Source organism: Bacillus pretiosus, from assembly GCF_052947655.1.
Genome location: NZ_CM129593.1, coordinates 2,812,075 through 2,825,174 on the forward strand (window position 1 = coordinate 2,812,075; position 13,100 = coordinate 2,825,174).

Annotated in this window: 15 protein-coding genes and 1 pseudogene; 3 read left to right on the forward strand and 13 right to left on the reverse strand. The window is 33.9% G+C overall.

Translation table 11 applies throughout. From position 1 onward, the window contains the following. Positions 1 to 7: 7 nt before the first annotated feature. The 13 genes and pseudogenes from aacC to ACU8YW_RS14545 form a co-directional block, all read right to left on the reverse strand. Positions 8 to 808 carry a BA2930 family N-acetyltransferase gene (gene aacC / locus ACU8YW_RS14485; protein WP_131233603.1) on the reverse strand — a complete coding sequence of 267 codons (801 nt, stop codon included), beginning with the start codon at positions 806 to 808 and terminating at the stop codon, positions 8 to 10. A 324-nt stretch (positions 809 to 1,132) separates the two neighbouring features. Beyond that, a complete protein-coding gene (locus ACU8YW_RS14490) occupies positions 1,133 to 2,380 on the reverse strand; it encodes a glutathionylspermidine synthase family protein (RefSeq protein ID WP_088122404.1) in 1,248 nt (415 codons plus the stop codon). Positions 2,381 to 2,400: 20 nt separating this feature from the next. Beyond that, the gene (locus ACU8YW_RS14495) at positions 2,401 to 3,012 is read right to left on the reverse strand and encodes a hypothetical protein (RefSeq protein WP_088063770.1); all 612 of its coding nucleotides are present in this window, start codon (positions 3,010 to 3,012) and stop codon (positions 2,401 to 2,403) included. Between the two features lie 189 nt (positions 3,013 to 3,201). Beyond that, positions 3,202 to 4,392 (reverse strand): DUF418 domain-containing protein, encoded by a 1,191-nt coding sequence (locus ACU8YW_RS14500; RefSeq protein ID WP_088063771.1) that lies wholly within the window; start codon positions 4,390 to 4,392, stop codon positions 3,202 to 3,204. A 309-nt stretch (positions 4,393 to 4,701) separates the two neighbouring features. After that, the gene (locus ACU8YW_RS14505; RefSeq protein WP_088063933.1) at positions 4,702 to 5,112 is read right to left on the reverse strand and encodes a GNAT family N-acetyltransferase; all 411 of its coding nucleotides are present in this window, start codon (positions 5,110 to 5,112) and stop codon (positions 4,702 to 4,704) included. Positions 5,113 to 5,168: 56 nt separating this feature from the next. Continuing rightward, positions 5,169 to 6,107, reverse strand: coding sequence for a DMT family transporter (locus ACU8YW_RS14510; RefSeq protein ID WP_000643669.1), 939 nt, complete (start codon positions 6,105 to 6,107; stop codon positions 5,169 to 5,171). Between the two features lie 69 nt (positions 6,108 to 6,176). After that, entirely contained in the window at positions 6,177 to 6,698 is a 522-nt protein-coding gene (locus ACU8YW_RS14515; protein WP_262720083.1) for a DinB family protein, read from the reverse strand. Between the two features lie 15 nt (positions 6,699 to 6,713). Beyond that, positions 6,714 to 7,214, reverse strand: coding sequence for a GNAT family N-acetyltransferase (locus ACU8YW_RS14520; protein WP_426934319.1), 501 nt, complete (start codon positions 7,212 to 7,214; stop codon positions 6,714 to 6,716). 34 nt (positions 7,215 to 7,248) lie between these two features. Beyond that, on the reverse strand, positions 7,249 to 7,794 hold the full coding sequence (locus tag ACU8YW_RS14525) for a GNAT family N-acetyltransferase (protein WP_088063774.1): 546 nt from the start codon (positions 7,792 to 7,794) through the stop codon (positions 7,249 to 7,251). A 15-nt stretch (positions 7,795 to 7,809) separates the two neighbouring features. Further along, the gene (locus ACU8YW_RS14530) at positions 7,810 to 8,511 is read right to left on the reverse strand and encodes a nucleotidyltransferase domain-containing protein (RefSeq protein ID WP_088063775.1); all 702 of its coding nucleotides are present in this window, start codon (positions 8,509 to 8,511) and stop codon (positions 7,810 to 7,812) included. Positions 8,512 to 8,527: 16 nt separating this feature from the next. Further along, positions 8,528 to 9,211, reverse strand: coding sequence for a DNA alkylation repair protein (locus ACU8YW_RS14535; protein WP_088063776.1), 684 nt, complete (start codon positions 9,209 to 9,211; stop codon positions 8,528 to 8,530). A 241-nt stretch (positions 9,212 to 9,452) separates the two neighbouring features. Beyond that, a pseudogene (locus ACU8YW_RS14540) lies at positions 9,453 to 9,638 on the reverse strand (cysteine synthase family protein); the annotation flags it as partial. A gap of 11 nt (positions 9,639 to 9,649) precedes the next feature. Further along, a complete protein-coding gene (locus ACU8YW_RS14545) occupies positions 9,650 to 10,039 on the reverse strand; it encodes a VOC family protein (protein WP_426934320.1) in 390 nt (129 codons plus the stop codon). A gap of 565 nt (positions 10,040 to 10,604) precedes the next feature. On the opposite strand from ACU8YW_RS14545, the gene ACU8YW_RS14550 reads away from it, so the two are divergent. From ACU8YW_RS14550 to ACU8YW_RS14560, 3 genes are all read left to right on the forward strand, one after another. Continuing rightward, positions 10,605 to 11,432, forward strand: a complete 828-nt coding sequence (locus tag ACU8YW_RS14550; protein ID WP_060487153.1) for a peptidoglycan-N-acetylglucosamine deacetylase — start codon at positions 10,605 to 10,607, stop codon at positions 11,430 to 11,432. A gap of 184 nt (positions 11,433 to 11,616) precedes the next feature. Continuing rightward, the gene (locus tag ACU8YW_RS14555) at positions 11,617 to 12,279 is read left to right on the forward strand and encodes a DUF3841 domain-containing protein (RefSeq protein ID WP_262720085.1); all 663 of its coding nucleotides are present in this window, start codon (positions 11,617 to 11,619) and stop codon (positions 12,277 to 12,279) included. 112 nt (positions 12,280 to 12,391) lie between these two features. After that, positions 12,392 to 13,060, forward strand: coding sequence for a TerC family protein (locus tag ACU8YW_RS14560; protein ID WP_060487154.1), 669 nt, complete (start codon positions 12,392 to 12,394; stop codon positions 13,058 to 13,060). Positions 13,061 to 13,100 lie beyond the last annotated feature (40 nt).

Below are 13,100 nucleotides of genomic sequence, written 5' to 3' on the forward strand. Positions count from 1 at the left end.
CCATCCCTTACTGATTTTTCTTACGAAACCATTCTGTTCCAAAGTCAACTATATCTCGTTGCTTCATAAGACGGCACGTTGCATTTCCTATTTTTCCATTTGTTACAGTTCCTTTTCGCTCAAACTCTACACCGATTTCTACAAACTTATCAGAATCGTAATCCATATCAACAAACTCTTTCCATACTCTTGCACCATTCTCTATAATTGGTGCCCCTACTTTTATTAACTCACATGCACCAGTACGTACTTCAGATAAATGTACAGACGTATTGGAATCATATCCAACACCAATTAATAATATGTATCCATCTAAATCGTATATTTTTCTTAATGGAGATTCCTCTCCTAAACTCATTGATAGCGACTGATTCATCGTTATTTCTTCCGCATGTTTTCCCCATGCAGCAAAACTTCCTAATGGATGGTTGCTACGTACTACATTCGGATATGTACGAAAACATTCAACTACTTTTCCCATTGCCCTTGTTGGTGTTATATGTGGCTCAAACGCCGGGACGTTATCTCGAATAATTTGCCACCATTCTTCAGGTACAGGTGGTCTTGACCAATGTTTCGGATCAGATAAATCCGAAGATTGAGTTGGCATAATAATTGTTCCCTCTTCCGTAATAACTTTCATTAACGCCTCTACTACCGCAACGGCTCCGCCAGATACCCAGCCAATAGAACTGAGCGAAGAATGCACAATAACCGTCATTCCTTTTTCTAACCCTAATTCTCTTAAATCATTTGTAATTGTTTTGATTGTATTTGGCAATTGTGTACTTGCCACTATGTCATTCATTTTCACGATTGTTCCTCCATTTTTTAAAACTAATACATACATATATTATCATATTTTTCTTAATTTTTAACTTAATCATTTCTGTCACTTCAAAAAAAGGTTATAAATTCACATGCATAATAATCAAATGACAATATATCGATCTCAAATAACAATAGCAGATAAATAAAAAAACTTTATTCTCTTTTCTACTATTTGAAATAATTTGCTTAATTACATACGTTTTTTCAGTATGAAGAAAAATAAAAGTGATACGTCAAAACAATACAAACACTATATATAAACGAAAGAGCCCATCACAACTGATAAGCTCTTCCGTTTCATTTACCCTTCAATTGTAACCCCTGTAAACATCGATAAGTTTCCCGTTATTTTCTCGCCTACACGTAAAAATAACCCTGCGGCTCTCCCGCTAATACAGTGTGAACCAATTAATAGTTTACCAGTATACGGACCATCCCATGTGTCAATTGTATAGTCAGGCATTTCTATGTATTGCTGATATATTTTCCGTTGCTCAAAGTAATACTTCGTTTTATCTTCAGCCAATAGTTCATCATTTTCGTATATAGATACTCCTCCGCCTTCACGGCCGTATAAAGGTTTAGAAACATATGATTCATTTCTTTCTATAAACGGTTTATTTGTAAAATATGTTGGCAAGAAGTAGTTCTGAATGATTTCTCGCTCTTCTTTCTCAAAGAAAACTCCCTCTTCGAACAGTTGCCAAATTAATGCGAGTACACTTTTATTTTGCATAAGAAAAGAAGCAGGTGGATTAATAATTTTCACTCTTCCTTGCGCTATATGATCTAAAAGCTGAAGTCCAATTCTTTTCCCATTTTTATCGGTATCTGAAACTAAATATTCAATTGGATATAGTCTATATAAATAATGGATTCGTTCGCCACTTGGCGTATATATACCATCATCTGTAACGACGATATCTTGTATTCCTATATAGTCTGTTGATTGATCTAAGCAATAGCTTCTTAAAAATTGAACTGTTTGATGATCTTCATCGTGCCAATCATAACTAGTAAAATATATCGTCTCTTCAGGACCTATATTATAGTCATGTTTAATTTGTTCCCACGCCTGCACAATATGCTCTTCTATATGATTTGGGTGATTCACGTCGTGATAACGGCATAACACTTCATTTGCGACAGACGGCTCTAAATAACCTGTTGGTGTGTCACAATTTACTTCTATTAACTTTATATCTTCACCATTTACGATAAAGTCAAACCTTGTAAAATATGAAAACAAACCAATATGTTTCATTCTCGCAATTTCCCACGTTTCAGCTGGAAATCCTAGTTTTTGAAAATCTTCTGTTGTATTGACAATATATTGATACGTTCTATATAACACGTACATAACTTCCTCTGTCGCTTTTGAAATAGCAGTATAAGTTTTTACTGGCATACGATACATACCTGTTGCCATATATTGATTCCATTCTTCATTTTCTAATAGACTCGGCCATGTAAAACCATTCCGACCAGCCTCTTCCGCAAGTGAAAACCATACTTTCATATACTCTTTCTGCTCTTGTTCTGTATACATGATCCTATTATCCTTTCGTGTTATGATCCGGCTGGCGCTTTTGCGTTTCCAATTCCACTTGAACCAGAATTCACTTTCGGCGTTTGAGTAGTAGATGATTTCGGCGTATTTGTATCTGGCGTCACTTTATTTGAGGAATTGGGCTGTTGTTTGTTTAAATCTACTTTATTGGAAGAATTATTGTTGTTACTGTTAGTTCCACCGTAGTATCCTCCACCACCGCTGCCACCAGTTCTACTTTGGTCTTTTTCACGATATGGAATAATATTATTTGCATACGGTTTTTTCATTACATTGGGTTTTGCTGAATAATTCATATTTGAAGTTCTGCTTGCTAATAAATATCCCGCTACGAATGGCAGTATCGGTAAATGTGAGTTTTCATTATACGATGAAAACGATGGATTAATTTCCTTGCATAACTCATCATTTTCTACATTTTCATTGGTAGGAGTTTTATCATCACAATGTAAAGTTTCTTGTTCATTTCCTTGTTTTCCACCATCCGTTTTAACAGCAGTACTTTCTTGTTGAGCAGTATCTTCTTCATAATCGCCACATCCAGTTAATAAAAAAGATGATACCCCTATTGAAGTAGCAATTTTTATAAATTTACTTTTATCCATTCTCATGTGTTATACACCTAATTTCTTTTATCTATATTTTTCCAGATACCTTTATTATATAATGTAAATCTTACTTTTTTCAAACTATACCTTAGATGTACATTTGCATATTTTATGCTTTTTATTCCATGAATAAAAACAAACTATCATTAGATTATAATTTTATTTATAGACTATAATAAATTGAAAGACGACCTAATACCTGGGTCGTCTTTCAATTGTTTTATTTTTATATATTAAACGTCTCAATAAAATCTCTAATGGTCCATTCAGATTGTTTTTCTCCATTATTGTAGCTAATATGACAGACAATATCCAAATACTTATAGCTATCAATGCAGCAAGAGCGTTACTTACATGCCCTCCTAAATCAAATGCTACAGGTGATAAAAGTATAACAAGCAGTGCCTCATTCAAAACAAAAAATGTTAATGAGCGCTTTCCCAAAGCAATTAATGAAAGGCTAAAGTACCCTAGATTTTTCAATTTACTCCCTATTATACCGAAACCCGTTGCATATGCTAATCCTCCAACAATTCCAGTTAAAATATGGATTCCATTTATCATTCCAGCTGTAAATACACTTGGATACCATAAAGTCCCTATAAAAGATAGAGGCAAAGCACCTATTAAGGAAATTGCTAATCCTATAATTGTTATATAATATAATTTTTTCAAATTTTGCTCTGGTTTTATTAATAACTGATATCTAGCAATCCACAAACCAAGAATTACCGAAGGAAGAATTGGGAACATAAAATGGATGAGAACAGGTATAACAGGAAAGAAAAGTAATCGTAACATTGTAGTACTTAGATACGTATCTTTTGCTGAAACATCTGGTGAAAAACCGTAATCGCCTATTGCTTGCATATTAAATCCCCATATTATTGGGATAAAAATGATATACAATATAGTGATAATCGTAAATGTTCGAATTAATGTTTTCATTTTACACTTTAATAGCGGGCTAACAAGAAGCCCGGCTATACCATAGGCCATAAGAATATCTTGTCCTCCAATTAATACTGCTAACACAACCCCAAACAGTATTAAATACCAAGAGCGTCTTCTTACTATTTTTACAGCATGATTTTCATTTTTCCCTTTTGATATTTGCCCTTCGAGTGCTAGAACCAAACCGTAGCCTAATAATACGGCAAACATCGCTCTTGCACGGTTATCAATTATGAATATACCAAAAAGGTTTACAATTTGATCAAAGAAACTTCCGCTTTCCACCCTATGCATAATTCCAGGATCTGCAGCATACAAGTAAAGCGGTGCATGGGCAAGTACGATTAATAGTAACATAGTACCTCTTGCTAAATCTAATGAGACTGCACGCTTCTTCTCAATTGTTACATTATTTATTGATTTACTCATATTTTACTTCCTTCCTTAGCATCAACTAACCATTCCGACCTTTCTTACATTTTTGTCAAAAACTAATAACTAGTTGCTATTAAAATTAAAACAAATAAAGTGAAACTTTAAGCAGTGGCGGTTTCGTTCATCACCCACTAATTATTATTCCGTACCAATCGGGCTTTTACGAGCTTCAGGGCTTCCACCTAGCTTCCTTACTCCAGCCAAATTTTGAGGTGGGAGTTTTACTGTCCACAAATAGCAGGATACATATAAAACGAACTATTTCTTCAAATCCTATTCCGGATATTATATTCTAAGATGATTTTAATATGTTTTATTTTTAAAATACACATGAAATCTTTCAATCCCCGGATATCTTTCTCCTAAACTTTTAACCTGAAAACCAATTTTTTCATAAAATTCTACTGCCTCATTGTCTGTCTCTGCTTCTATATAAGTTAATTGAAGCATTTTTACTACTTCTTTTATCATTTGCAACGCAATTCCTTTATTACGATATTGTGGAGCGACTGCTATGTGACATATTCTCGCTTTATTTGCTCCGATTATTTCAATACCTATACAAGCCTCTTCTTCATATCTGTACAAAGTCCCTTTATTACTCTCATAATATAAAACTGCTTTCTTTAAGCTAGTTTCACTTGGCCCGACTGCATACTGTAACACATTTAAAATTGGATCTTTCACAATTTGTTCCACGCGTTGCAAATTCATTTCTACATTCCTTTCCATGAAAAAAGATTAGCTCTTTCTATAAAGAGCTAATCTCATTACGCTGTTATTTTTTCTTCTTTTTTCACAACGACCGCTACATAACTATGTAGTATCATTCCGACAATAACAAGACTCATTCCGATCCAAGATAAAGATGACGGAATTGGCGCAGATAGTAAGATAAGCTCTCCTACTAGCGCAAATAAAACTTCACCGGACTGTGTTGCTTCTACTGTTGCTAGTTTTTGTGGATCATCTTTTACAAGATCTGTCGCAAAGAAGAATAGTACTGTCGCGATTAAACCAGAACTAACTGCTACAATAAAACATTGGAAAACTTGGCTACTTGACGGTAATCCGCCTGTTGATACTTCATAACCAGATAGTAAAAACCAAAATGGTAAACTTGCTAATGTCATACCGAGAACTCGCTGGAATACATCTAATTCGCCTTTACAAACTTGCATCATTTTTCGATTTCCAAGAGGATACGCAAACGCTGCAATAAGTACAGGAACTACACATAAAACGGTTTCTCGAATTCCTAATGAAGAAGCATGTTCTACTTGCATGAGTACAACACCGCATAAAATAACCCCAGACATAACTAATTCCTTCATTGGAAGTTTTTTATGTAATGGATCTACTGCAAAAAATGGTGTTAACAAAATTCCTGCGACAATCGTAATTTGCCAAGTTGATGCAACAAGCCAACCAGGTCCAAAAGCTCCGGCAAAACTAAGTGGTGCATAGAAGAGACCAAATCCAACGATACTCCACACTAACCATTCTTTCGGATTATTTTTCATATATTGAAAGAGTTGCTTTAAGTTCCCTCTATACATGACAATAAGTAAAAGCATTGGAACCATAAAGTAGTACCGTAATGAAGCACTCCAAATCCAGCTTCCACCTTCTAAGTCCATCGCCCGGTTTAAAACAAAGGTAAAGGCAAAGAAAAATGATGCCAATATCCCTACTGCAATAGCTTTCATTATAAAACCCCTTGTTTAGTTTCTTCTTATACTATACAACAAATTAAATATAATTAAAATTCGAAATCTTTATCTCGCATCTATTCTAGCTCTATATAGTTTTCTTAACTGACTAATATGAGCTTGATGGTACCGATTATGATCGGCTATATGCCATATTCCCCACCTTATAGTCGCAGTTTCTCCCTTCTCATAAAAAACTTCCCTTGTTAAATCATTTTCTGTTAGTTTCATACACTCCTCATAAAACATATGTTGCACCGCTTCATAATCTTGCATTAATTCTTGTAATTTATACTTTCTTAAACTAGGCAATCCTCCCATTTCATTCAACATTGGTCCATATTTATTTTCAAGTGTCGGTGGAACTTCCTCTCCTTTTAAACGGTACACCCAGTTCAAATCAACCACTGCCAAATGTTGAAGTAGTTGTCCGATGCTATTTTCATTATTTTTTGCCCCTTTGAAGGACAGTTCTTTCTCATCAGTACCTTCTACTAACTTTTGCAGTCGTTTAAATGTATCAGTAACCGTCGCATACAAAATCGCTACTTGCGGGTTCATATTTTTTTCTAAATGGAGATCTTTCATACTAAACTCCCTCTATTAAAAGAACAAGACCATATGTTCATCATCACTATACACACCATTCATCTTTATAGCTCTCTTTTCAATCCCATACGTTTTAAAGCCCATTGATTCATACAATTTTTTTGCTGATTCGTTTGTAGATACAACACCTAAGTTCAATTGTTCTAAGCTCATTTCTCTTGTTCTTTCAATTGCCTTACGTATTAACTCACGTGCAAGACCACTTCTTCGATTACTTGCATCTACATACATCGCAACGATATGACCTTTATGTTTATACGCCTCTTTCTCTTCTGTTAGTAAAGTAACCACTCCAACTAATTGATTCTTTTCATTAAAAGCACCGAATGTACAGCTAGTAGTAGCTGTTAAATTATTTTCCACTCGCTTAATAGGATTTTCTTGACGAATCGCCTCTTCATAAGTTGTTACAAATGCCTCTGGATTTACTTGTAATGCCTGTAAACGTAACTCCCAATATTGTTTTGCATCTTCTTTCGTAAGTAATCGAATCATATATCTCCAGCTCCTTTAAGTTAACATAATATTTTTATAAACTACTATTTATAGATTCGTATTCTTCTCTTAACATACTATAACGATAACGATGAATGAACTTTCCTTGACGTAATCGATCATTTCTCATTAATCCTTCACAAACAAAACCAGCCTTTTCATAACTCTTTCTAGCTTGAAAATTATCTTCATCTACACGTAGCCAAACTTTTTCTAATTCAAATTCAAAGAATCCCACATGTAACATTCTATATAGGGCTGCTAATCCATATCCTTTACCCCAATACTCTTTATTACCAATTACGATTCCCAGTTCTGCATTTTTATTTGTTTTATCAAAGTTTTTAAGATCTACCCACCCAATATGTATGCCGTTTTCTGTAGTGATAGCTCTTTGTTCATAACCATTTTTTCGATTTATACATGCTTCAATCCACTTTTTCGTATCTTCACGAGTGAACGGTGGATATTGATCCGGTACAACTAAATGATTTGTCACTTCTTTATCTAATGACCATTGATATCGCTCTTCTACATCATCTAGTGTCAGTTCTCTTAATTGAACGATTGGTACATTCATTATGCTATCCCCTTTTTATTTTCCTATAGAAAACCCTTCGAACATTCTTCCTCCATACTGTTCTAGCGTTTTTTCTACAAAAGTAATTAAGTTTCTTTTCTCACCCGTTGTATAAAAATGATCGAACGCCTCTACAAATTGATCTGCGTAATGTTCATCATATTTTCTAAGTACCCTTATAAACCATTTTGAACTTCCAAGCCATTTCCCATTTACTCTTAATATATATTCATGTAATAAATCAGCTAATAAATTCGCGATAAACAATTCTTCTTCTCTTTTTGATGCACCAATAAAATCGTCCAAAGTATCCGTAATAAAATACCGTTTCTGCTTCATCATTGCTTCAGTCCATTTAGCTGGCCCTTTATTTAGTAAATCATTTGCTTCTCTTTTTAATTTCTCAACAATTTCATTTTCTCCTTTTAATACAATACCCTCTGAAACTAATTGTGGTAACGAAGGTCTCCCTCGGTCACAATCCATTTTAAAAAAGGTTTTACACGTTTCAAAATTATGTACAAACACTTCAACAGGCCATCCATTACTATAGAAAGATTCTCTATAACAAGACGGTAAATTTTGATCAACTATAACAATGTCCAGATCAGATGTTTTTGTCGCTTCTCCTCTTACAACGCTTCCTCCCAGTAAAGCTACATCACAATTCGGAAATTGTGATGTAATTATGCTTTGTGCTGCTTTCATTGGTTTCATAACCGTTCCCCTTTTCTTATTTCACTTTCTTTTTTTCAGCTCTTTCTCTCGCCTTTTGTATATACGGTTCTGCGTCTGGTGTTTTGCATGACGTTGCCCCGTGATCAACTTGTACTTTCCCAATTTCACGTGCAATTTCAATCGCTTTTCTCTCAAAGTCTTCATTACGAATTCCTATCGCGATTAAAGCACTATTCATCGCTTCTTTTTTTCTATTTTTTTCATTATGTATATTTGCTTTAATCTCTTCTAGATACGGAGTGAAGAATTCATCATGTAACGTTTTATTTTTAATCGCTATATTTGCTAATAGAGACCATCCTGCTCTTCCAATCCATTCATCATCAGACTTTGTCCATTCTTCCATTCTTTCTATCGCGATTGGCGACGTACAAATAGCCGTCATCAAAACGTCCATTAAACAATAATAATCAACTTCCTGTACCCATTTGTTTAGCTGTTCTGTCGTAACTTGCTTTGGTTCTAAAATCATTGTTGCTAAAGTCATTGCATCCATATTTTTTGTTTTCCATAATGAAATTGCTAAATCATGATCTTTTTTTATCTTCTTTTTTAACAATTTTAAATTGGCAAAACTAACTCCGAATAGTGGCTCTTTCGCTCCGTGGTTTTTATACGTTTTACGATTTTGTTCTGTTCCATATTTCTCTAGTTGCTGCATTACTTCTTCAAGTAACATATGCCCACCTCTTTATCTTTTATGTTGACTTCATATATGTATGTACGATATATTCTACATTACTTTTTGGTTTTCCTATATTTATTTCTTTAAATACGGTATGTGAAATTTTAAAGTTTCTACAGATAACTAACACAACCACGAAAAACCTGTACCTTTTACATATACAGGTTTTCATTTCATCAATTTTCCAAAGTATAAGAAATAGAATATGAAAGAACTTTTATTTATTCGATTTTCTCTATATTTGTTGTAAGCTCTTTACATCTGACCACTCTTCTATAGACACTGCGTCCGGAAAAACTGTAACTACATTAAAATTCGCACCTTTTTCTTTTCCAATTTGTTTAGCAGCTAATAAATTCGCTGCCGCAGACGTCCCTATTTTCATACCAGTTTCATTATAAAAACGTGCTATTTCATACAAAAAGAGCTTCTTTATTCAAATGCGTTCATAAGTACAATTCTCCAACCATCTGGATCCTCTATTGTGGTCCCTTTCTCTATCCAATACGGATTTTCTGGTTCTACCTCATGATAGCCCATATTACTTAATCGATTCACTATTTTTTCAATTTCATTTTTATTAGGCATATAAAAAACTAGTAAATTATCTTTTGTCGGTGCCGGACATGGACTTCCATTAACATGCGTTGTAAACTCCAAATGATACTCGGCATCCGGTAATCCAAACATAACTCCATCATATCCTTCATGATTGTGAAATTCTCCTATACGCTTTAATCCTAACCCCGTCTCATAAAAACTTATAACTTCTTTAAATTTATCTGTTGGTCTTGCCATTCTAAATTGAACCCAATTCTTCATGCAAATCTCCTCCTTTTCATTTTCCAAAGCTTTATAGTAATTATTATAAGTTACATATATTTCCTTTCATATCCCTCATTAGTGTGAGAACTACCTAAGTTGAAAGACCTATTAGTTTATAAATAGTAGGACTTTAGTATTAAATTCATATAAAAGTAGTTATGTAAATATTGAGATGAAATAAATAGTTCTTCCGATAATATCAAATGTTCCCCAGACTAAAATTTAATTTTTTCTATACCAATATTTTAATAGAAAACAAAAATATTCGAATCAATAATTGGAATGAAAATGAAATGCTACGAAAGTATGATTAGTCCCCTTTCATTTTGATATCGATTCTCCTAAAAACCACCTACATCATTATTAGAAGAACCAAATTTAATTCCTGAAAATTTTCATAATAAACATTAAAATCACCCTGTTTTTTCAAGACTGCAATTGATACAAAATCTTGCATATTTTTGAACAAACTTTTTTGCACTTGTAAAAAAGTTTTTTTGCAATTACCTCCCTATAATTGCTAATATAGTAGAGTAGAACTTTTATAGAGAGAAGGAAAATTATGCACAATGGAATTCGAATGACAACTTTAGTAAAAAGGGCTATGTTGATTTGCGCGGGGGTATTATTTACATACGAAGCAGCTTTAGGATCAGCACATATTGCTCTAGCAAGTACAGAGGATGAAGCAAAATCTGTTCAACTTGTAAGTGAAATTCAATCATCTCTTGCACCGAAAGAAGCTCCAAAACAATATAATGGGCAAGTTAGAAAAGTCGCTTATTTAACATTTGATGATGGTCCTGGAAAATACACAGCTGAGCTTTTAGATATGTTAAAGAGAGAAAATGCAAAAGCAACATTTTTCCTAATTGGTTCAAACGTAAAAGCATTCCCTGATCTTGTAAAACGTGAAGATGCTGAAGGCCACTACGTTGGGATGCACAGTATGACTCATAACTACAAGAAACTTTACACAGAAGGTCATTACGTAGATGAAATGAAGGAAGACCAAGGCTTAATCGCTGGCGTTCTAGGTAAATCACCAGTATTAACTCGTCCATCTTACGGTTCAATGCCAGGATTAAACGAAGCTCTTCGTAACAAAGTTGTTGAAAATGGCTTGAAAGTTTGGGATTGGACAATTGATTCTTTAGACTGGAAATATAACAAAATGCCTGTTGATGCTGCATCAGCTAAAATTGTCGAAAACGTTCTAAATGGTGCTAACAAACCGACAGAAGTTATTCTTATGCACGACATTCATCCACAATCCGTTAAAGCAGTACCTGGAATTATTAAGGGGCTGAAAGAAAAAGGATATGAATTAGAAAGTTATAGTGAGAACGAACACTTCCCATTAAACTTCTGGCACGATAATCGTATGTAATGAAAAAGACTTGATTTCCTCTAGTAGGTTATTGAGTCTTTTTTTATCGCATTGGGTATTACTTCTCGTATATTCAATTCAACTCCCTACTTCCCTTATATGAATAGAAATTAAGAATCACATTAATTTAACTTAAAAACATGTCATGTTATACTATAGGCTAATTTAAATGAGTAGGTGTCATATGATAGTATATACAGTTCAAACTGAAACAGCATGGAAACAATTTAAAAAACTTGGTTATTTAGAAGGAAGTAAAGAAAACATCGATCCCGATTTTATATATTCATACGATTGGATGGTACGTGTAGCTAAAAAAAGATTACCCCACTACGAAGGTAACTATCCTATTTGGGTCTGGGAAGCAAATAATTATCCAGATCGAAATACTAAAGCCTGGGGTAGAGAAAATTCAAAAATGGTAATTTTAACACTTGATGTGCCGAATGAATGGGTACTATGGAGTGATATTAGTTACTGGTGTTGTGCCATGACTGCTAGCTCTATGTATTTTCATCAAACAAATAAACGAACATTAAAAGACTGGTTTACTTTTATGGATGAAGAGTACAGATTAATATTCGACTTCGACTATTTATTATCTCATCCTGATTGGTATAAAGGTAAAGAGGCCTCATTAGAAAAACAAGGTGTTATCGGCAAAATCCCCCTTTCCTTTGTAAAAAAAGTCAGACGTTTTCGTGCTAAGGAAGATAAATCTATTAATGAAATCAGAAGTGATAACTGGGATAATAGAAAAGAAAATCGTATCAAAAAGATGAATCGAAAATTAAGAAAAAGAAACGACAAGCAAAAAAAATTGCAAAAGCGAATTATACGGCATTAAAACATATATATCAAAATACAGTAAGAAATTATGGATTGAGTATACAAATTCAATCCTATTTTTTATATTATCAACACTTTAGCACATATTACTCTTAAGGAGTGATGTGTATATGGATTTTCTTTCAACCGAATATTTGTCTGCCTTACTTGCCATCATTGTAATTGATTTAGTGTTAGCCGGTGATAATGCCATTGTAATTGGGTTAGCAGCAAGGCGATTACCGAAAGATCAGCAAAAGAAAGTTATTATTTGGGGAACTATCGGGGCAATCGCGATTAGAGCCCTCGCTACTTTAGTTGTCGTTTGGTTATTAAAAATACCAGGGCTACTTCTAATTGGTGGTGTACTCCTTATATGGATCGCTTACAAATTAATTGCTGAAGGTAAAGATCATGATATTAAGGCAGAAGAAGGATTTTGGTCTGCTATTAAAACCATTATTATAGCTGATGCATTAATGGGAATTGATAATGTTCTCGCTGTTGCAGGAGCTGCGCATGGTAATTTTTCTTTAGTAATCATTGGACTATTAGTATCTATTCCAGTAGTAGTATGGGGCAGTACCTTAATTTTAAAATGGGTCGATAGATTCCCTGTCATCATTACGATTGGAGCAGCTGTTTTAGCTTATACTGCTGCGAAAATGATTGTAGATGAGAAATGGTTCGCTGGATTTTTCGAAAGTAATCCTTTCATAAAATGGGCATTTATCATTATTATCATTGCCGGTGTAGTATTCTTTGGAAAGATGAAACAAAAAACAAAAAACGAAAGATAATTCTATATAATGACAACGTTATATGTACAAACAAAAGCGC